The organism is Pseudomonas sp. GW821-FHT05H12, assembly GCF_059419385.1.
The window spans coordinates 130162-150380 of the sequence record NZ_JBWKRS010000010.1; the positions used below are offsets into that span (position 1 = coordinate 130162).

Sequence of the window (20219 nt, forward strand, 5' to 3'; positions counted from 1 at the left end):
CCCCCCCCCCCCCCCCCCCCCCCCCCCCCCCCCCCCCCCCCCCGGCTCCTACCTACCCAATCAATCCCAGCTCAGCGCGCCGCCGGTCTGGTACTCGATCACACGGGTCTCGAAGAAGTTTTTCTCTTTCTTCAAGTCCATGATCTCGCTCATCCACGGGAACGGGTTGGTCGTCCCTGGATACTCTTCTTTAAGGCCAATCTGCGACAAACGACGGTTCGCGATGAACTTGAGGTAATCCTCCATCATCGCCGCATTCATGCCCAACACGCCGCGAGGCATGGTATCCCGGGCATATTCAATCTCCAGCTGAGTCCCTTGCAGGATCATCTGGGTCGCTTCTTCCTTCATCTCGGCATCCCACAGGTGTGGGTTTTCGATTTTGATCTGGTTGATCACGTCGATACCGAAGTTCAGGTGCATCGACTCGTCGCGCAGGATGTACTGGAACTGTTCCGCCACGCCGGTCATTTTGTTGCGGCGGCCCATGGAGAGGATCTGGGTGAAGCCGCAATAGAAGAAGATGCCTTCCAGGACGCAGTAGTAGGCGACCAGGTTGCGCAGCAGTTCTTTGTCGGTGTCGACGGTGCCGGTTTCGAACTTCGGATCGGAGATCGAACGGGTGTACTTCAGGCCCCAGGCTGCCTTTTTGGCGACCGATGGAATCTCGTGGTACATGTTGAAGATCTCGCCTTCATCCATGGCCAGGGATTCGATGCAGTACTGGTAGGCGTGGGTGTGGATCGCTTCTTCGAAGGCCTGGCGCAGGATGTACTGGCGGCACTCCGGGTTGGTGATCAGGCGGTACACGGCCAGCACCAGGTTGTTCGCTACCAACGAGTCGGCGGTGGAGAAGAAGCCGAGGTTGCGCATGACGATGCGACGTTCGTCGTCGGTCAAGCCTTCGGGGTTTTTCCACAGGGCGATGTCGGCGGTCATGTTGACCTCTTGCGGCATCCAGTGGTTGGCGCAGCCGTCGAGGTACTTTTGCCAGGCCCAGTCGTACTTGAACGGCACGAGCTGGTTGAGGTCGGCGCGGCAGTTGATCATGCGCTTTTCGTCGACGGCGACGCGGGCGGAGGCGCCTTCGAGTTCGGCGAGGCCTTCGGCGACGTCGAGGCTGTCGAGGGCGGCCTTGGCGCGCTTGATGGCGGCCGAGTCACTGGCGGTGACGGCGCGGGCTTCGATGGCGGCAGCGGCGCCGGCACCGTCGAGGCGGTCCATGTTGGCTTCGGTGGCGTGGCCGGCGTTGGCGCCCTTGATCACCGCTGCACCGGTGTCTTCGTTGTCGACTTCATCCCAACTCAGCATCGAAATACTCCTTCCTGGTCTGTTCTGACGGTGTGTGAACCCGTCCATAAATAGGCGATTTGCAGGCTTCAAGGCATTGAAATACTGCGCATAGTGTGGTCGGTAAATACCGATACTGCACACTATGTAGTGGTCTGTTTTGTTTGTGGGCACACTATATGGTGTGTAATAAGGATGGTCAACGCACAAGATGTGCGGTCATGGGTCGCTGCCAGGCGCCTGTTCAGCTATAAAGCCTTAGTACATTGGCCTTACATGGAATTTCAAGGGAATGAAAAATCTACGCATCCGCCCAGCCACCCAGGACGACGCCGAAAACATCTATCAGGTGCATAAACACTCGGTGGAAAACCTCTGCACTGCCGACTACGACGCCGACCAGATCGCCATGTGGCTCGACGGCCGTTCGCCCGAGACTTACCGCGCGGCCATCGACGCCGGCAACCTGTGGCTCGCTTGTAATGACCGCCTCCAGGGCTTTATCGAAATTGATGGGCATGAAGTCAGCAAGCTGTTCATTCGCGGTGACGCGGCCGGGCAGGGCATCGGTGCGCTGTTACTCAATGAAGCCTTGCAACGGATCGAAGCCGCAGGCCACCCCAAGGCCTACCTGGAAGCCACCCGCACCGCTGAAAAATTCTATGCCTCCTTCGGTTTTCGCAAGGTCGGCGAAGGCACGTTCAGCCGGGGCAACAGCCCGGTTCGCCTTGAGATCATCAAGATGGAGCGCGCCTTGTAGCAGGGGTATGAGGAAAACTCACACCCCCATGACTTTTAATGGTTACGGCCGCCCCGAGGCCGAGTGCTAAAAATTCGCCAACCAGCTCCCCATAACAACAACGAGCGTTTGCGAAAATGAAAGCACTTGATCTGTACATCGGCGAAGGCTTCGAAGGCCCAGGCGTCAATGCTGCCCACATCAACATCCTCATCGGCCCGCGCAATGGCCCGGCCGGTCAGGCGTTTGCCAACAGCCTGGCGTCGCCAAGCCAGGGCCACTGCCCGTTCATGGTGATTGCCCAGCCGAACATCCCGGTCAAGCCCATGACCCTCTACGTCAACAAGGCCGAAATCAGCAGCGACTTGCACGGCAACGCCACCTGGGGCGCGTCCCAGGCCGGTATCGCCAAGGCTGTGCTGGAAGCCTTGCTCGACGGCACCTTGCCGCCCGAAGCCGAAGACGAGTGGGCCATTGTCACCGCCAACTGGGTCAACCCGGGCTGCGACGACCTGGACGCCGTCTACCTGAACAACTACAACGCCTGCCGCACCGCGATCCGCGCCGCCCTGACCGGCACGCCGTACACCGCGCAACTGGCGGACGTGGTCAACCACATCAGCAACCCTTTCTACACGCCTAAGGCCTGAGGAGAATCCCATGCAATACACTCGACTGGGCAACTCCGGCCTGCAAGTCTCGCGCCTGTGCCTGGGCACCATGAACATGGGCACTCCGGACTGGAAACCGTGGATCTTCGACGAAAAGCAAAGTGAGCCCATCGTCGCCCACGCCCTGGCCAACGGCGTCAACTTCATTGACCTGGCCGACTTCTACTCCGCCGGTGTCGGCGAAGAAGTGGTGGGGCGCATCCTCAAGCGCGTGGCGCGCCGCGACGACATCGTGGTCACCACCAAAGTCGGCTACGGCACCCGCAGCGGCATCAACGCCAGCGGCCATTCGCGCAAGCACATCATGGACAGCATCGACCTGTCCTTGAGCCGCCTGGGCATGGATTACGTCGACGTGTTCATGCTGCATTACTTCGACGTGAACACCCCTGTCGAAGAAACCCTGTGCGCCCTTAACGACATCGTGCGCTCCGGCAAGGCCCGCTACATCGGCGTGTCGACCATGCTCACCGGTCAACTGGCCAAGATCCTCATGGCCTGCGAGCGCAACGGTTGGGTCAAGCCGATCAACATGCAGCTGCAACTGAACTGCGCCTACCGCGAAGAAGAGCGCGAGATGATCCCGTTCTGCCGTGACCAGGGCCTGGGCGTCTCGGTGTTCAGCCCACTGGCCCGTGGCTTGCTCACCGGTGAAGTGCAGTCCACCCGCAACCAGACCGACTTCTTCACCCAGCAGATGTACGCCGACCAAGCGTCGTTCGACATCGCTCACTCGGTGCAACGCGTGGCCCGCGCCCGTGGCGTGTCCAACGCGCAGATCGCCCAGGCCTGGGTCGCCAACCACCCGGGTGTCGACGTGATGCTGGTGGGGGCGGACACCACCGAACAATTCGATAGCGCGCTGGCGGCCCTGGACACCCAGCTGGACGCCGAAGAACTCCACGAGCTGGAACGCAACTACACCCCGTGCGATGTGATCAACGACTACACCGCCGGCAAGCGCATCCTGCGTGAGGCCCGTCCGGGCCTGGACCGTTTCAACTTGATCGAGGCCGTGGCATGAATCCGCTGATCCGTACGGGTAACTACATCGATGGCCAATGGTCCAGCGGTGGCCCGACTTACCCGGTGCTCAACCCGGCCAATGGCGCGCTGATCGTCGATGTGCAGCGCGCTGCCGCCGAGGAAACCGACCTGGCCATCGACGCTGCCAACCGTGCGTTGCCGGCCTGGCGCAAGCTCACCGCCAAGGAGCGCAGCCAGCGCCTCAAGCGTTGGAGCGAGCTGATGCTGGCCAACCAGAAAGACCTCGCACAACTGCTCAGCCTGGAGCAGGGCAAACCCTTGGCCGAAGCCATGGGCGAAGTGGTCTACGCCGCCAGCTTCCTGGAATGGTTTGGCGAAGAAGCCAAGCGTGCCTACGGTGACGTGATCCCGAGCCACAAGGTCGACGCGCGCATCATCGTGGTCAAGGAAGCCATCGGTGTGGTCGCGGCAATCACCCCGTGGAACTTCCCCCTGGCCATGGTCACCCGCAAGGTCGGGCCGGCGCTGGCCGCCGGTTGCACCATGATCCTCAAACCGTCGGAAGAAACCCCGCTGTCGGCATTTGCCCTGGCGGTGCTGGCCGAGCAGGCCGGCATTCCGGCTGGTGTGTTCAACATCGTCTCTGGCGATGCCGTGGCCATCGGCGGCGCGCTGCAAGCCTCCAGCGTGGTGCGCAAGCTGTCGTTCACCGGCTCTACCCGCACTGGCAAGCTGCTGATGCGCCAGGCGGCGGACACCCTGAAAAAAGTCTCGCTGGAACTGGGCGGCAACGCCCCGTTCATCGTGTTCGACGACGCCGATCTGGAGGCCGCCGTCAAAGGCGCCATGGCCTCCAAGTTCCGCAACACCGGGCAGACCTGTGTGTGCGTCAACCGCTTCTTCATTCAGGACGGTGTGTACGACGCGTTCACCCGCAAACTGGCCGAAGCGGTCAGCGCCATGCGTGTCGGCAGCGCCCTGGACGGTGAAACCGAGCAAGGCCCGCTGATCAACGCTGCGGCGTTGGCCAAGGTCGAAGCCCATGTCGGCGACGCGTTGGAGAAGGGCGCCACGTTGCTGTGCGGTGGCCGTCGCCATGCGCTTGGCGGTACGTTCTTCGAACCGACCATCCTCACCGACGCCAGCGGCGACATGCTGATCGCCCAGGAAGAAACCTTTGGCCCGGTGGCGGCGTGCTTCCGCTTCAAGGATGAGGCCGAGGTGCTGGCCCGCGCCAACGACACGCCGTTTGGCTTGTCGGCCTACTTCTACAGCCGCGACATCGGCCGCGTGTGGCGCATGGCCGAAGGCCTGGAAGCCGGCATGGTCGGGATCAACGAAGGGATCATCTCCACCGAAGTCGCGCCGTTTGGCGGCATCAAGGAATCGGGCCTGGGCCGTGAAGGCTCCAAGTACGGCCTGGACGATTACCTGGAGATCAAATACCTGCTGATGGGCGGCCTCTAAGCCACCCGCGTCCAAACAACACTAAACCCCTGTGGGAGCTGGCTTGCCTGCGATAGCGGTCTGCCAGCTGCCCAGTGTCACCTGATCCACCGCTATCGCAGGCAAGCCAGCTCCCACAAAGGGCAAATACAAGGCGCAAGCCCGCTGTTACTCCGTCAAGAAAAACAATATGGAGAACACCCATGACTGCTCAACCCGTCAAAATCGACGACCTGCCCATCGGCCGTTTCCACCTGAAAATCGCCGGCCTCACGTTTGGCGCGCACTTCACCGACGGCTATATCCTCGGCCTCATCGGCATCGCCTTCACCCTGCTCAGCCCACAGATGCAACTGGACGCGTTCTGGCAAGGCTTGATCGGCGCTTCGGCCCTGATCGGCCTGTTTCTGGGCAGCCTGTTTTTTGGCTGGATCTCCGACACCCTCGGCCGTCAGAAAATCTTCCTGGTCAGCTTTGTGCTGATCACCGTGGCCTCGGTGATGCAGTTCTACGCTGAAACCGCCATGGGCTTGTTGCTGTGCCGCATCCTGATCGGCATTGGCCTGGGCGGTGACTTCAGTGTCGGCCACGCGATGTTGGCCGAGTTCTCGCCGAAGAAACACCGTGGCGTGCTGCTCGGTTCGTTCAGTGTGATCTGGACCTTCGGCTACGTGGCGGCGACCTTTGTCGGCACCGCGATGCTCAGCCTGGGCGACGATGCCTGGCGCTGGATGTTGGCGTCTTCGGCGATCCCGGCCGGCCTGATCCTGATTGCGCGAATCGGCACCCCGGAATCCCCGCGCTGGCTGGTCAACCGTGGGCGCATTGCCGAAGCCCGTGCCATCGTCAAGAAACACCTGGGTGAACACGTGGTGCTGGATGAAGATCCCGCCACCCAAACCCGTTCCGGCTACGGCGTGCTGTTCAGCCGTGAATACCGCAAGCGCACGGCGTTCAACTGCCTGTTCTTTGTGTGCATCGTGATGCCGTACTTTGCGATCTACACGTTCCTGCCGTCGATCCTGCAGAAGATGGGCTTGTCCCAGGGCTTTGGCACCGAGTTGCTGCTCAACCTGCTGCTGATTGTCGGCGCGTTGATCGGTATCTGGTGCACGGTGAAATTCTCGCGCCGGGGCTTCTTGATCAACTCGTTCATCATCCTCGCGGCGGCGTTGTTCCTGCTGGCGGTATTGCCGGGGAGCCTGGCGTGGCTGATGGTGCTGACCTTCGGCGTGTTCACCTTGGTGCTGTCTGCGGTGAGCAACCTGGTGGGCGTGTTCCCGGCCGAAAGTTTCCCCACCGAAGTGCGCGCCAGCGGCATCGGCCTGGCCACGGCGGTAAGCCGCCTGGGTTCGGCGATCAGCACGTTCCTGTTGCCGGTGAGCGTGGCCGGGATTGGCTTGAGCCCGACCATGGGTATTCTTGCGGCGATCCTGGTGTTTGGCGCGATCATCTCGTGGGCCTGGGCGCCGGAGACCAAGTCCCTGACCCTGAACCAGGCGTGCAAGGCCGAGGCGCCGCCGTTGTCAGGGGTTGCTGACCTGGCCCAGCCACTGCGTAAACAGGCGAACCTTGGATAAACCCTGTTTGTCCGTCGCCACATCCAGCCAATAGCCGTATGGGCCGATCACTTCCACGGGGGTGATCGGCACCAGGCTGCCGTTGGCCAGCTCGCGCTCGATCATCTGCCGGTCGATCACCGCCAGCCCACCGCCTGCCAGGGCGGTGTGGATCACTTGGTCCAGGGTGCTGAATTCCAGGCCCTGGTCCGCATCAATGTCGTCTCGGCCCATGGCCGCCAGCCAGTTCTCCCACACCTTCAAACGCTTGCCGTCGTGCAGGATATGCAGCAACGGAAAACGCCGCAGATCGGGCGGCTGGTCGCCGGTGAACAGCTCGGGGCTGGCCACCGCAATGTGGCGTTCCATCACCAGCAACTCACTGCTGCACTGGGCGTTGGCCTCCAGGCCGAAGCGGATCTGACAGTCGATCTCGGCCAGGCTGGCGTGGCTGTTCTGGTGGGTGACGCTGAGGTTGATGTCCGGGTAGCGCTCACAAAACCTGCGCAAGTGCGCCGACAGCCAACGCGTGGCCCAGGTGGGCGGGGCCACGATGCGCAGGCGCTGGCGCAGGTTGGGCACACGCACGGCTTGCAGGGCGCGTTCGATATGGTCGAAGGCGTCGCTCAGGTGCGGGGAGAGGGCAAAGCCGGCTTCGGTCAGGGACAGGCCCTGGGGCGTACGGATGAAGAGGGCGACGCCGAGGTAGTCTTCCAGTTGCTTGATCTGGCGGCTGACCGCGCCCTGGGTGACATTGAGGCCCACGGCCGCCTGGCTGAAGCTGCGGTGACGGGCGACTTCTTCGAAGACGCGGAGCATGTTGAGGGAGGGCAGGTGGCGCATGGTTCGGGTTCCACACATTGTTTTTATTGTTTTTTCACCGGCCCCATCGCAGGCAAGCCGGCTCCCACAATTGATCGGCGGCGCGGTCAAAATGTGGGAGCTGGCTTGCCTGCGATAGCGTCAGTGATGACGCCGCCTATTAGAAGTAATACCCGATGTTCATGTACAGCTGATTCTCCCACTGATTGCTACCCCCAGCCCCCAGGCTCTGGGTATAGCTGCTGCCACCAATGTACGGATCGTTCTTGCCGATCAACCATTCCGTGGCAATCCACAATTTGCTGAACGAAAACGACGTACCCAGGATCACCCGCTGCGAAGTCTTGAACTCATTGTCGGATTTGTCGAAGGCACTGTAGTTGGCGTACAGCTTCACGCCGCTGATCTGGTCGAACAGGTACTTGCCACCCACGTCGTAGCTCAAGTCCGCCACGTACAGGTTGCCACGGCTGGCGACGTTGAACGTGCCGTCATACCCGCCCAGGGTCACCACGCCATCGGTGCCTTCGTTGCGCGGCGACATCTGCTGGCGCGCCGCCTGCAATTGCAGGCCCCACGGGCCGTTCTTGCCCAGGTAGTGGATGGCCACGGCATTGCGGCGGCCGTCGTTGCCGGTGTCCTTGTTCTCCAGGGTCGAGGTCAGGCCAGACACGCCGACTTCGGATTTCCAGTTACCCAGGTCCATGGCCTTGGCCACCCGCACCACCACGGTGTTGCGCTCCTGGTTGTTGCTGCCGTCGGCCACGTAGCTGTCGGCCTCGGAGATCACGCTGGAGTAGGTCACGCCCTTGCTGGTGCCCTTGCCTTGCCACGCCGGGCGCAGGTAGTAACCGGCCTGGATGTTCCAGTCGCCACTTTGCTGGATGTACTTGGTACCGATCTGCTGCACGTCTTCCAGGCCGATCACGTTGCCCAGGGTTTCGTAGAAGGTGCTGCCGAAATACGGCTGCAGGCCGAACGGCACGGTGTTCAGGCCCACTTGCACCTGTTGGTCAGGGTTGAACTTGTAGCCAACCCAGGCGAACTTGGCGAACTGGATGTCGCCGTAGTTCTTGGTGTACTGGTACGGGTAGGAGCGCCCGTAGAAGCGGTATTGCGCCTCGCCGATCCAGGTGTCGGAGTTGTACTTGGCGCTGAGGAACGCGGTGTCCAGGCCGAACTTCTGGATATCACGATCCGGGTCGTAGTCCCAGCGTGCGCGGATGGCGCCGCCGATGTCGAGGTTGTCGGTGACCTGGATCGCCATGGCCGGTGCCGCGAGGGCGCCGAGCACGGGGATCAGGGCGAAGTAGCCTAAGGTTGGTCGCATGGTTTGGCTCTCGTTATTGGTTTTTTTGGGCAACAGCAGCCCGTTGCCGCAGCGAACGCTGCGACGCAGGGAAAGGGGTGGAACTCAGTGCGCGGCGGGGCGGATCAGCCTTAGCGGCGGCCCGGCAGCCGGTAGTTGCGACGCCCCGGGCGCGGCCGCCAGCAGCGCCTGGGTGTAGCTGTTCTGTGGGCGCAGCAGTACCTGTTCAGCGGTGCCGTATTCAACGACTTCGCCCTGGCGCATCACCGCGATGTGGTCGCTGATCTGCGCTGCTACGCGCAGGTCGTGGGTGATGAACAGGATGCTCAGGTTCAACTGCTTCTGCAGGTCGGCCAGCAGCTCCAGCACCTGCTTTTGCACCGACACGTCCAGCGCCGACACGCTTTCATCGGCGATCAGCACTTCCGGGCGCATCGCCAGGGCGCGGGCAATGCCGATGCGCTGGCGCTGGCCACCGGAGAACTGCCGGGGCTTGCGTTGCAGGGCGTCACGCTTGAGGCCGACCTGCTCGAGCAAGTCGCCGGCCTCGGCCCAGGCGTCCTTGGCCGACAAGCCACGCAATTGGGCGGCACGGGCGATGATGTCGCCGACGCGATGGCGGGGGTTCAACGAGCCGTACGGGTCCTGGAAGATCATCTGGATACGCCGACGGTTGGCCGCCAACGCCGAGCCGTGCAGCGCCAGGAAGTCGGTGTCACCCACCCATACATGGCCGCTGTCGCTGTCCACCAGGCGGATCGCGGCCTTGACCAGGGTGCTTTTGCCCGAGCCCGACTCGCCGACAATCGCCAGCGTCTTGCCCCGTGGCAGGTTCAGCGACACATTGCGCAGCGCCGCCACCGAGCTGCCGCCGACGTTGTAGGTCTTGGTCAGGTGTTCGATGCGCAAGGCCATTTCGCCGTCGTCACTCGGTACATGCAGTTCCGGGTGCAGCGCCGGCACTGCTGCGATCAGCTTGCGCGTGTAGGCGTGGGCCGGGGCATTCAGCACCTGGTCACGCTCGCCGATTTCCACCAGGCGGCCGCCTTCCATCACCGCAATGCGGTCGGCAATCTGCGCCACCACGCCGAAGTCGTGGGTGATGAACAAGATGCCGTGCTGGCCACGCCCGCGCAGGTCGCGCACCAGCTTCAAGACCTGGGCCTGGGTGGTCACGTCGAGGGCGGTGGTGGGTTCGTCGGCGATCAGCAGGTCCGGGTTCATCGCCAGTGCCATGGCGATCACCACCCGCTGGCATTGGCCGCCGGACAGCTGGTGCGGGAAGCTGTTGGCGATGCGCGGCGGGTCTGGCAGTTGGGTCGATTCGAGCAGTGCGAGCATGCGCTCACGGCGCTCGGCCGCTGGCATCTGCGGCGCATGGATGTCGAAGATCTCCTCAACTTGCTTGCCGATGCGAATCGCCGGGTTCAACGCCGCCATCGGCTCCTGGAAAATCATCGCGATGCGGTTGCCGCGCAACGCACGCAGGCGGGCTTCATCCAGGGTGCAAATGTCGTCACCGAGAAAGTCGATCACGCCACCGGCATGCTTCAGGCCCTTGGCGTAATCGCCCATGATCGCCGCCGACAGCACGGATTTGCCCGAGCCCGACTCGCCGATCACACACAGGATCTCACCCTTGCGCACGTCCAGGCTGATGCCCTGCACGGCGTGGCTGCGGTCGGCGCCCTTGGGCAGCTCGACGCTGAGGTTGTCGACCCGCAAAACGGTGTGCTGGTTACTCATGCTCAACTCCTTGCGCCTTGCTGCGCGTGTTCATCCAGCCCGTCGGCGAGCAAGCTCAGGCCGAGCATCAGGGTGGAGATGGCGATGCAGGGGAAGATCACCAGGTGCGGGAAGGTAATGGCCATGGCGCGGCCGTCGTTGATCATGCCGCCCCAGTCCGGGGTGGGCGGCGGCAGGCCGAGGCCGAGAAAACCCAGGGCGCCGATCATGATCGCGGTGTAGCCGATGCGCAGGCAGAAATCGACGATCAGCGGGCCGCCGCAATTGGGCAGGATCTCCACCAGCATGATGCGCAGCGAGCCTTCGCCCTGGGTGATGGCGCTGAGCACGTAGTCACGCGAGCGGATGTCGATGGTCAGCGCGCGCATGATGCGAAAGATCGCCGGTGCGCTGGTGAACGTCACCGCTATCAGGATGTTCAGCGCCGAGGCGCCGAGGGCGATGATGATCACGATGTACAGCACCAGCACCGGGAACGACAGCACGGTGTCGGCCACGTAGGACAGCGCCGCATCCACCCAGCTATTGAAGTAGCCAGCGCACAGGCCCATGGCAATGCCCACGGCAAACGCAGTGAGCGTGGCCAGGATCGACCAGAACAGCACGGTGCGCGTGCCCCAGATCAGGCGCGAAAGAATGTCGCGACCGATCATGTCGGTGCCCAGCAAAAAGCTCGCGCCGTCGTCACCGGCGGTCATCGGGGTGAGCAGCGGCGTGAAGCTTTCCAGCGGGTCATGGGGCGCCAGCCACGGCGCGCAGAGCGCCACCAGCACCCAGCCGCCTACCAGCAGCAGGCCGAGCAGGGCCAGGGGGTGTTTGAAGGATTTGAGCAGGTTCATTGGCTGCCTCCGCCGAGACTGCGCAGGGTGATGCGCGGGTTGAGCCAGGTGTAGGCCAGGTCCGAGAAGATCTTGCTGATGCCCACCACCACGCCGCTGATCATCGCGCAGGCTTCGATCAGGTAGACGTCATGGTTGAGGGACGCGGTGTAGAGCATCGAACCGAAGCCCTTGTAGGCGAAAAATACCTCCACCACGATCACGTTGGACAGCAGCCACGGGATGTACAGCATGATCACCGTGACCGGCGCGATCAGCACATTGCGCAGGGCATGGCGCAACACGATGCGGGTGGTCGAGGCGCCCTTGAGGCGTGCCGTACGGATATACGGCGCCTGCATCACCTCGACCATCGACGCCCGCGTAATGCGTGCCAGGTAACCGATGCCGAACAGGCACAGCACCATCAGCGGCAGCACCAGCTGCACGGCGCTGAAACCGTCGCTCATGCTGCTCACGCCCGGCAGCCAGTTGAGCCAGAACACAAAGATCGCCGAGACGAACACCGCACTGGCAAAGTCCGGGATCGAGGTGGTGACGATCGACAAAAACGACACCAGCCGGTCAATCAGCGAGCCTTGGCGCACACCGGCCAGGATGCCCAGGGTCAACGCCACGGGCACCATCACCAGCAAGGCCAGCCCAGCCAGGGTCAGGGTTTGCCACAGGTTGGGCAGCAGCAGCTTGAGCACCGGCTCGCGAAAGTACACCGAGGTGCCCCAGTCGCCGGTCACGAAGTCCTTGAGCCACACCAGGTAGCGCCACACGAACGGCTGGTTGTAGCCATGTTCCAGCAGCCAGGCGGCACGCTGGTCGGCGGCGGAGTAGGGGCCGAGGACGTTGATTGCGACGTCCTCGATATTGAGCTCCAGGGCCAGGAACACAATCAGCGATACCGACAGCAGGGTCGCCAGCAGCATCAGCAATTTGCGCAGTAGAAAATGAGCCATCAGGTACATGCTCCGACGGGTGATGGGAAACCTGCCCGCAGGTGCGGGCAGCGTCGACTCAAACGCTCAGCCAGACATTGCCCATGGGGTAGAAGTCGGAAGGGTGCACCTGGAAGCCCTGCACCTTTTTGCTCACGGCGGTGAACTTGTCACCCCAGAACGGCTGCACGATCACGCAGGCGTCTTGCAGGATCTGCTCCACGCTTTGCATGGCCACGGCCCGCTGTTTCGGGTCGATGATGCCCATGGCTTTGTCCAGCGCGGCGTCGAAGGCCGGGTCGCTGTAGTGGCTTTCGTTCCACGCGCCACCGCCGCGATAGGCCAGTTCCAGGGACATCACCCCCAGTGGGCGGTGGGCCCAGTAGGTGAGGCTGAACGCGGCCTTGTCCCAGATCGGCCAGTACTGCGCCGCAGGCACCACCTTGAGGTTGATGCGGATGCCAGCTTCCAGGCAGTTCTGTTGCAGAATCTGCGCGCAGTCCTGCTCATAACGGCCCTGGGTGTTGCCGACGATCAGGTCGATGTCCAGGCCCTTGGGGAAGCCCGCTTCGGCCAGCAGTTTTTTAGCCGCCGCCACGTCGCGCTCGCGCTTGGGCAGAGGGAAGTATTCAGGGTGGGACGGCGCCACGTGGTGGTCTTCGCCGAGGGTGCCCATGCCGCGATACGCCACCTTGAGCATCTGTGCGTTATCGGCGCACAGCACCACGGCCTTGCGGATGCGCAAATCAGTGAAGGGCTTCTGGTCGCAGGCCATGCGCATGACCACGGTCTGCGCCGATTTGCAGCTGAGCAGTTGTGCGCCGGGCAGTCGCTTGGCCAGGTCCAGCTCGGCCACGGTGACGCGGTACAGCACGTCGACCTGGCCCGCTTGCAGGGCGGCCAGGTGGGTGGACACGTCGGTGCCCATGTCGATGTAGCGCAGCTCGTCGAGGTTGGCGGGCTTGCCCCAGTAGTCGGCGCGCTTGGCGAAGGTCGCCTGCTTGTTCACCGCGAACGACACCAGCTTGAACGGCCCGGTGGCCAGCGGGTTTTTCGCCCAGTCGTCACCGGCCTTGAAGCTGCGGTGTACCAGGGCGCAGGTGAACGCATTGAGCATTTCCGGGATGGCCAGGATCGGCCGTTTCAGTTGCAGGCGGAACTGGTAGTCGCTGACTTTTTCGAAGGCCTTGATGTCCTGGAACGCCGTGCGGTTGACCGACTTGGAGTCGGCCGCGATCCAGCGCTCGATGTTGTGCTGCACGTCGTCGACGTTGAAGCTGTCGCCGTTGCTCCACTTCACGTCCTGGCGCAGGTTGAAGGTCCAGGTGGTGAGGTCTTCGGACGGGCTCCAGCTTTCGGCCAGGTACGGGTGGGTGATGTTGTCGGCATCGACCCAGGTCAGGTATTCGAGGGAGTTGCGCAACAGGTTGGAGGCTTCGATCCAGGTGATCAGCATCGGGTCCTGGATTTCCTGGATCGCACAAGCAAAGCGCAGGCTGCCGCCCTGGCGGGCCGGCGTGCCATCGGCGGCGCGGGCATCGTTGCCCAACAGGGCCGAGCCGATAAAGGTGGACGCGCTGGCCACGGTAACGCCCAGCAGGGCGGCGGTGCGCAGGAATTGGCGGCGGTTGATCTCGCCGCTTTGCACTTGGGCACACAGGTCGTTTACGGCTGGATGCGGCAGGCTGCCGTCCAGGGTCGTCAAGTCTTTCATAAGCCTCTCCGGTACTTGCGAATATGCGTTTTTGTTGAACCGCAAGGGTCAGTGGCAGGCGCCGATCAGGCGCAGCACGGACCGCTGTGAAGCCGGCAGGAGAACAAGGCGCAACGTAGTCAGGAGGCGGGCAATGAGGTAGGACATAGGGCAGCTCTCATGTTGTTTTTATTAGAGATGCCCGCAGTTTTGTCATTTGCGCAAAGATCGACAAACGACAAATTCTGCGCAGTAACCTTCTATAAATGCATGTTACTGGTCCTTCCCAGGGCCGCCTGTGGGGCTAGACGGGTTCAGCGCGGCAACAGGCGCGGATCGAACGGGTAATCGGAGAGCAACTCGATGCCGTGTTCGTGGATGTAGATCTGTTCTTCGAGCTTTACGCCTTCACCGCCGTCGTCGTGGCCGATGTAGCTTTCCACGCAGATGGTCATGCCGGCTTCGAACACGCCGTCGTAGCCCAGCGCGTCGATGTCCTCGCGGTGCACCACGTAGGGGTATTCACCGGTCATGCCAACGCCGTGCACCAGGGCGAAATAGCGGTTGTTCTTGTAATGGTCGGGGATCTTCCAGGCCATCTCGGCGTATTCCTTGAAGCTGCGCCCGGCCTTGAGCATTTCGACGTTGGTCTGCACCTGCTCGTAGGCGAGCTTGTACAGCTCCTGCTGCTTGGCCGTGGCGGCCTGGTCGCCACACAGGAAGGTGCGCGAGAAGTCCGCGTAGTAGCCAAAACGCCCGACCACGTCAGTGTCGAGGGCCACCAGGTCACCCGCCTCGATAGGGCGCGTGCTGCACTCCTGGAACCACGGGTTGGTGCGCGGGCCGGAAGAAAGCAGGCGGGTTTCCACGTAGTCGCCGTCGGTGGCGATCACGTGCTGGTGCAGGTGTGACCACAACTGGTTCTCGGTGATGCCGGGGGTCAGCTTGCTTTCCATCAGGCGCACCCCGGCCTCGGTGGCGCGCAGGCTGGCGCGGATCATCTTCAATTCGTTGGGCACCTTGATGCAGCGGGCGCGCTCCAGTGGTTCCTGGGCATCGAACACTTGGTAGCCGAGACGTTGCAGTTCAAAGGCGGCGGCCGAGGTGGCGCTTTCGATGGCGATGCGTTTACCGCCACCGCACTTGCGCACCAGTTCGTCGATTTCGGCAGCCCAATCGGCGGTGACGTTGCCCAGGAAGCTTTCGCAGAAGTAATAGGAAATCGCCTTGGCCGGGCGCACTTCGTCCACGGTGTTAAGGGTTTCGGCCAGGTGCAGGCAGCCGCCGAATTCGAAGATCACCACCGGGCCTTCTGCCGGGATAAAGGCGTAGCGGGCCGGGTTGCGCGCCGAATACACCTGCATGTTGCGCGAGCCGGTGGCGTAGCGCATGTGGGTGGGGTCGAACAGCACGCAGGCGGCGTAGTCGCGTTTCTTCAGTTCGTTGCGCACCCGTTGCAGGCGGTCCAGCTGAATCTGCTGGATCTCGTCATAGGTGGGTTCGCAGTCGGCGGGGTTACGGTTCGGGCCGGACAGACTCATGGGGTGTTCCTCGCAGGGCAATTACGGTTTTTAGTTTTTTGGGGGAGAGGCGAATCAGTCGAGCAACTGGTCGCTGCGCACCAGGTTGCGTTCGGCTTGCAGGTGGGCTTCGGACAGGCGTCCGTAAAGCTGCTTGGTGCGCTGGGCACGGCCGATGATCCCGGGCTTTTCCGAGTAGGCGAAGATCGCGGTGTTGCGCTCGGTGGCGCCTTGCACGCGGGTAACGCGGTGCACCGAGAAGCGGCCCTTGAAGATCTGCAGGTCGCCGGGGTTCAGCTCCAGCTCCTGCACCCGCGAGCGGTCTTCACCGCGTACCACCTGGCCGACTGCGCCGAGGTTTTCCTGGCTGCGCGAGCGGATCATCGGTGCGTATTCGAACAGGCCGCCGGCCTCTGGCTTCTGGGTCATCATGCTGACGATGAATTCGTTGGTGTCGAAGTGCCAAGGCTGTTCGGTGCCTTCGGGCATCACGTTGATCACCAGCCCGGCGAAGGGGTCGGCGTATTCGAAAATCTCCGGTTCGTCGAGGCAGGCGCCGATAAAGCGCTTCATCATCGGCGACACGTACAGGCGGTGGATGATCGCGTCGGGGGCGATCATGTCGCGGGTCACAAAGCCGCTGGTGCGCTCCATGAATGTGCGGCGCGGGTCATCCTGGGGCAGGGAAGTGTCGTCTTCGGTGAAGTAGGCGTTGACCTTGCGCACCGAGAAGAAGGTTTTGTCCGACAGCGCCAGGCCTTCCAGACGCGCCTGTTCCAGCGCTTCGGGGCGCAGGAAGTTCTTCAGCAGGCAGCAGCCGTCTTCGGCCAATTCGGCGCGGGCATGTTCGATCAATGCCTGTAATTGAACATGGCCCGAATCATGTATGGGATACAGCTCGGTATTAATGATGTCGCTGATATCACCGGTTTCGGCATCGGCAAGTTTAAGACTCATACACGGCTCCTGAATGAGGTGGTTGTGTTGAGTCGATAGTTGCGTAAATGAGTTTTAAGGGGAAATTACAAGTTGTGATCGAATCCATCGGCAGGGGCGATAGTTATGTCAGGCGAATTGGATGGCAGTTTACTTAAAGTGTTTGTGGCAATTATCGAGTGCCAGGGTTTCTCGGCCGCAGCCGAGCGTTTGCACAAGACCCAGTCGACGGTCAGCCAGAGCTTGCAGCGCCTGGAAGAGATCGTCGGCACGCCGCTGATCCGCCGCACCAGCCGCTCCATCGGGCTGACCCCGGGCGGTGAAACCTTTCTGATCTACGCGCGGCAGATCCTCAAGCTGCACCATGAGGCAGTCAGTGCTGCGCAATTGCCGAATGAGCAGGTGTGCATCCACCTGGGCATGCCGGAGGACTATGCCGACTATTGCCTGGGCGGCATGCTCAAGGACTTCCAGGCGCAGTTCGCCCAGGTGCGCCCGGACATCTGTTGTGAAATGTCCACGGCGCTGGTCAGCCGCCTCAACCGCGGTGAGCTGGACCTGGTGCTGGGGGTGGAACACGCCGGCCTGCAACCCGGTGAATACCTGTGCGATGAGCCGTTGGTGTGGGTGGCGGCGCCGAGCTGGAGCTGCGTGGGGCGCCAGTCGGTGCCGCTGGCGGTGTACGCCGAGGGCTGTGCGTTTCGGGCGAATGCCGTGCAGGCGTTGGCCAGGGCAGGGCGCTCGTGGCAGGTGGTGTACACCAGCCAGAGCCCGCGCGGCATTGCGGTTGCCATCGAGCAAGGCTTGTCGGTCGGGGTGATGGCGCGGCGGCTGGTGCCGACGGGCTGGCAGATCCTGGATGAGCGTCAGGGCTTCCCGCCGATTGCACCCGCGCGCCTGATGTACTGGCGCCCGGCCGGTTGCCAGGTACCGGAGGTGGAAGCGCTGGTGGAGATCTTGCAGCGCCAGTTGGGTCGCTCAGGGTATATGGGCCGGCAGCGTCGTGGTGAACTGTCGATGAGCCATGCGCTTGAGCATTAGCAGGCAGGCCAACACCCAGCCGACGATCCAGGCGTGCACCACGGCAAACTCACCGCTGGCTTGCAGCAGCCAGCCACACAAGCCATTGGCCAGGGCGCTGGCCAGGCCATAGCTGACCATGCTCAAGCTCACCACTTGCAGGCTTTGCACCGGGTTGAGACGGGCGCTGAGGTAGGCCGCCATCAAGCCCCAGGACGGGAAATAGAACAGCGCGAACAGCCCGGCCGCGAGCCAGCTCAGCAACAGGCTGGGGTGCCACAACAGGCCCAGCATCGCCAGGCCGAAGGCGCCAATGCTCAGCGCCAGCACGCGCAACGCGCCCCATCGATCCGCCATCGCGCCCAATAGCAGGCCGCCTGCGGCGCCGCCGAGGCCGATCAATGTCCACATCGAGCCCGTCACTGCTGCGCTGGCGTGCAGGCGATCGCTGACAAACGCCGACAGGAAATTCAGAAACGGCCCACTGATGGCGCCGATAAACCCGCTGAGCAACACGATCTGCATGGCCACGGGGTGTTCCAGGCACAGGCGTAGCCACTGTTTCAACACCTGGTTGAAGGCCGGCGCTTCGGCGGTGCGGGGGGCTTGCTCGGTATGCGGGGCCAATGCCCATAGCGTCAGCAGCGTGACCAACAGCGTCAGGCCGGCACAGATCAACCAGAACTGGCGCAACGACAGGCCCTGCAACAGCGCGATCAACACGCCGTTCAGGCAGATCGCAAAGGCAGCCCCCGAAGACGCCAGCCCCAGCACACGACTGCGGTGCGTGGCCGGAATGACCTCCCGCGCCAGGGCGGCGATTGCGTTCCAGTTCGACACCGCGCACGCCGACACCAGTGCCAGGCACGCCGCGAACGGCACCACCCAGGGCGTGGCGACGGCCAGCGCCAGCAGCGCGGGGCTGAGGAGCATGGTCAGGCGCACCATGTTGCGCGGGCTGACCCACGCCGCCGCAATGCCGCTGGCGATGGAGGCACCCATGTAGAACAGCTGCAACAGCGCGGCAATCAGGGCGGCCTGGCTGTAGCTGAGTTCAAATGCCTGGCGGATCTGCGGCAATAACGCCGAATAAAGAAAAATACTGAAGCCGTGGGTGGTGGCATTGCAGGCGGTAAATATCAGGGCCAGCAGGCCAATACTTCGCCGTGATGAAACAACGGTGTTCGACATGGCGAGGCCCCGATTTAATAAACGGTGAATAATGATGAATTAGTTGCAGGGCAGACTAACTTTTGTGGCGCATTGGCGACCAATGCTTAATTGTCTTAGTGTGCATGCGTAATACGCGTGCTATTTATGCGTGAGCGACGAAATACGCTGGAAAACGACATAAAGGGTTTTCGTCGGTTTTTTCATCGTCGGCAGAGGGTGCTACCGCTGGCCCGATACAAAAAGGTATGTTGTGTGCGAATTTTCCCGCGTCGTCGTGGGATTTCGTCTCCTTGCCAGCCGCTGTCGAGTGCCCTCCATGAAACGCAAAATGCCCGGTCTCAATGCTCTCAAAGCCTTCGAAGTGGCCGGCAGTACCGGCAGTTTTACCCGGGCTGCCGAGCTGTTGAACGTGACCCAGAGCGCGGTCAGTCGCCAGGTCCGGCAGTTGGAAGAACAGCTGGGCGAGCACCTGCTGGAGCGCCGTCACCACCACTTGGAGCTGACCAGCGCCGGGCGCGTGTTGTTGCGGGCGTTGCACCAGTCGTTCGACAAGATCGAGCTGACGGTGCGCAGCATCCAGCAGAAAACCCACTCCAATCGCTTGCACGTGAATGCGCCGCCGACCTTTACCAGCCGCTGGCTGATGCCGCGCCTGGGGCGTTTGCGCGAGGCCCATCCGGAGCTGGAACTGAGCATCACCACCTGTTTGCAGGACAGCTTGGCCCAGACCAGCACCCTGGATTGCGCCATCCGTTTCGGCAATGGTGAGTGGGATGGCCTGGACAGTTCACTGCTGGTGCAAGAGCGGCATATCGCGGTGTGCGCGCCGTCGTTGTACGCCCGTGAATGCAGTGATGGGGTGGACTTGAATCGCATGACCCTGCTGCACGTGTTGGCCAGCGAAGACCAGCGATACCTCACCTGGAAACACTGGCTCGACGCGGCGCGCATTCATGGCGTGGATACCCAGGGTGGTTATGAGTTCGACCTGCTGGACCTGGCCATTCGTGCGGCTACCGATGGGTTGGGCATCACCATTGCCGACTGGCACATGGTGGCGGCGGAGTTGGCGTCGGGGCAGTTGACCCAGGTAATGAACGTGCACGTGGAAGGGCACCAGTCCTATTGGCTGGTGACACGCCCGGAGCAAACGGACCTGCCGCAACTGCAGGTGTTCAGCCAGTGGTTGCAGGAAGAAATCTGGTTGGCGCAGCGCCAGTTGCAACCGTCCACCGCCGCGAGCGCCTGACCGCCCACAGATCCCTGTAGGAGCCGGCTTGCCGGCGATGCAAGCGCCCAGGTTTTTCAGGTACACCGCGTTGATGCCATCGCAGGCAAGCCAGCTCCCACATTCGACGGCATTTCAACGGATGGACCCGGTCACCTGTGGGAGTTGTCGAGCTTTAGCGAGGCTGCGAAGGCGGTGGTTCAGGCGACATCACTATTAGCTGTGCCGCCGCTTTCGCAGGCAAGCCAGCTCCCACATTCGACGGCATTTCAACGGATGGACCCGGTCACCTGTGGGAGTTGTCGAGCTTTA

General features: G+C 62.5%; 17 protein-coding genes. 7 read left to right on the forward strand and 10 right to left on the reverse strand.

Annotated features, from left to right (window positions below; translation table 11 throughout):
* Positions 1-60: 60 nt before the first annotated feature.
* Complete coding sequence (locus AC07SU_RS11505; RefSeq protein ID WP_176997510.1) at positions 61-1311, reverse strand: ribonucleotide-diphosphate reductase subunit beta; 1251 nt, start codon at positions 1309-1311, stop codon at positions 61-63.
* 271 nt (positions 1312-1582) lie between these two features.
* On the opposite strand from AC07SU_RS11505, the gene AC07SU_RS11510 reads away from it, so the two are divergent.
* The 5 genes from AC07SU_RS11510 (at position 1583) to AC07SU_RS11530 (ending at position 6713) form a co-directional block, all read left to right on the forward strand.
* The gene (locus AC07SU_RS11510; protein ID WP_494997077.1) at positions 1583-2050 is read left to right on the forward strand and encodes a GNAT family N-acetyltransferase; all 468 of its coding nucleotides are present in this window, start codon (positions 1583-1585) and stop codon (positions 2048-2050) included.
* Positions 2051-2166: 116 nt separating this feature from the next.
* On the forward strand, positions 2167-2679 hold the full coding sequence (gene fae, locus AC07SU_RS11515) for a formaldehyde-activating enzyme (protein WP_016974617.1): 513 nt from the start codon (positions 2167-2169) through the stop codon (positions 2677-2679).
* 10 nt (positions 2680-2689) lie between these two features.
* Positions 2690-3724, forward strand: a complete 1035-nt coding sequence (locus tag AC07SU_RS11520; RefSeq protein WP_259171221.1) for an aldo/keto reductase — start codon at positions 2690-2692, stop codon at positions 3722-3724.
* Complete coding sequence (locus AC07SU_RS11525; protein ID WP_494997078.1) at positions 3721-5154, forward strand: NAD-dependent succinate-semialdehyde dehydrogenase; 1434 nt, start codon at positions 3721-3723, stop codon at positions 5152-5154. Before AC07SU_RS11520 ends, AC07SU_RS11525 begins: the two co-directional genes overlap by 4 nt.
* A gap of 182 nt (positions 5155-5336) precedes the next feature.
* Positions 5337-6713 (forward strand): MFS transporter, encoded by a 1377-nt coding sequence (locus AC07SU_RS11530; protein ID WP_494997079.1) that lies wholly within the window; start codon positions 5337-5339, stop codon positions 6711-6713.
* Here AC07SU_RS11530 and AC07SU_RS11535 read toward each other — a convergent pair.
* The 8 genes from AC07SU_RS11535 to AC07SU_RS11570 form a co-directional block, all read right to left on the reverse strand.
* Positions 6660-7535: a LysR substrate-binding domain-containing protein gene (locus tag AC07SU_RS11535; protein WP_494997080.1), complete on the reverse strand. Its 876-nt coding sequence runs from the start codon at positions 7533-7535 to the stop codon at positions 6660-6662. The genes AC07SU_RS11530 and AC07SU_RS11535 overlap by 54 nt on opposite strands.
* Before the next feature lie 139 nt (positions 7536-7674).
* Positions 7675-8844 carry a hypothetical protein gene (locus AC07SU_RS11540; protein WP_176997503.1) on the reverse strand — a complete coding sequence of 390 codons (1170 nt, stop codon included), beginning with the start codon at positions 8842-8844 and terminating at the stop codon, positions 7675-7677.
* 84 nt (positions 8845-8928) lie between these two features.
* Positions 8929-10569, reverse strand: coding sequence for a dipeptide ABC transporter ATP-binding protein (locus AC07SU_RS11545; protein WP_176997502.1), 1641 nt, complete (start codon positions 10567-10569; stop codon positions 8929-8931).
* 2 nt (positions 10570-10571) lie between these two features.
* Positions 10572-11408, reverse strand: coding sequence for an ABC transporter permease (locus AC07SU_RS11550; protein ID WP_494997081.1), 837 nt, complete (start codon positions 11406-11408; stop codon positions 10572-10574).
* Complete coding sequence (locus AC07SU_RS11555) at positions 11405-12358, reverse strand: ABC transporter permease (protein WP_176997500.1); 954 nt, start codon at positions 12356-12358, stop codon at positions 11405-11407. The genes AC07SU_RS11550 and AC07SU_RS11555 overlap by 4 nt, the downstream gene beginning before the upstream one ends.
* Positions 12359-12416: 58 nt before the next feature.
* Positions 12417-14051: an ABC transporter substrate-binding protein gene (locus tag AC07SU_RS11560; protein WP_176997499.1), complete on the reverse strand. Its 1635-nt coding sequence runs from the start codon at positions 14049-14051 to the stop codon at positions 12417-12419.
* Between the two features lie 293 nt (positions 14052-14344).
* Positions 14345-15571, reverse strand: coding sequence for a M24 family metallopeptidase (locus AC07SU_RS11565; protein WP_178923425.1), 1227 nt, complete (start codon positions 15569-15571; stop codon positions 14345-14347).
* A gap of 54 nt (positions 15572-15625) precedes the next feature.
* Positions 15626-16507, reverse strand: coding sequence for a HalD/BesD family halogenase (locus tag AC07SU_RS11570; RefSeq protein ID WP_176997497.1), 882 nt, complete (start codon positions 16505-16507; stop codon positions 15626-15628).
* 105 nt (positions 16508-16612) lie between these two features.
* Between AC07SU_RS11570 and AC07SU_RS11575 the strand changes: the two genes are divergently transcribed.
* Entirely contained in the window at positions 16613-17527 is a 915-nt protein-coding gene (locus tag AC07SU_RS11575) for a LysR family transcriptional regulator (protein WP_494997082.1), read from the forward strand.
* Here the strand turns inward: AC07SU_RS11575 and AC07SU_RS11580 are convergent.
* Positions 17465-18697 (reverse strand): MFS transporter, encoded by a 1233-nt coding sequence (locus AC07SU_RS11580; RefSeq protein ID WP_494997083.1) that lies wholly within the window; start codon positions 18695-18697, stop codon positions 17465-17467. The two genes, AC07SU_RS11575 and AC07SU_RS11580, sit on opposite strands and share 63 nt — an antisense overlap.
* Before the next feature lie 298 nt (positions 18698-18995).
* Here AC07SU_RS11580 and AC07SU_RS11585 point away from each other — a divergent pair, with 298 nt between their 5' ends.
* Complete coding sequence (locus tag AC07SU_RS11585; protein WP_176997494.1) at positions 18996-19928, forward strand: LysR substrate-binding domain-containing protein; 933 nt, start codon at positions 18996-18998, stop codon at positions 19926-19928.
* Positions 19929-20219 lie beyond the last annotated feature (291 nt).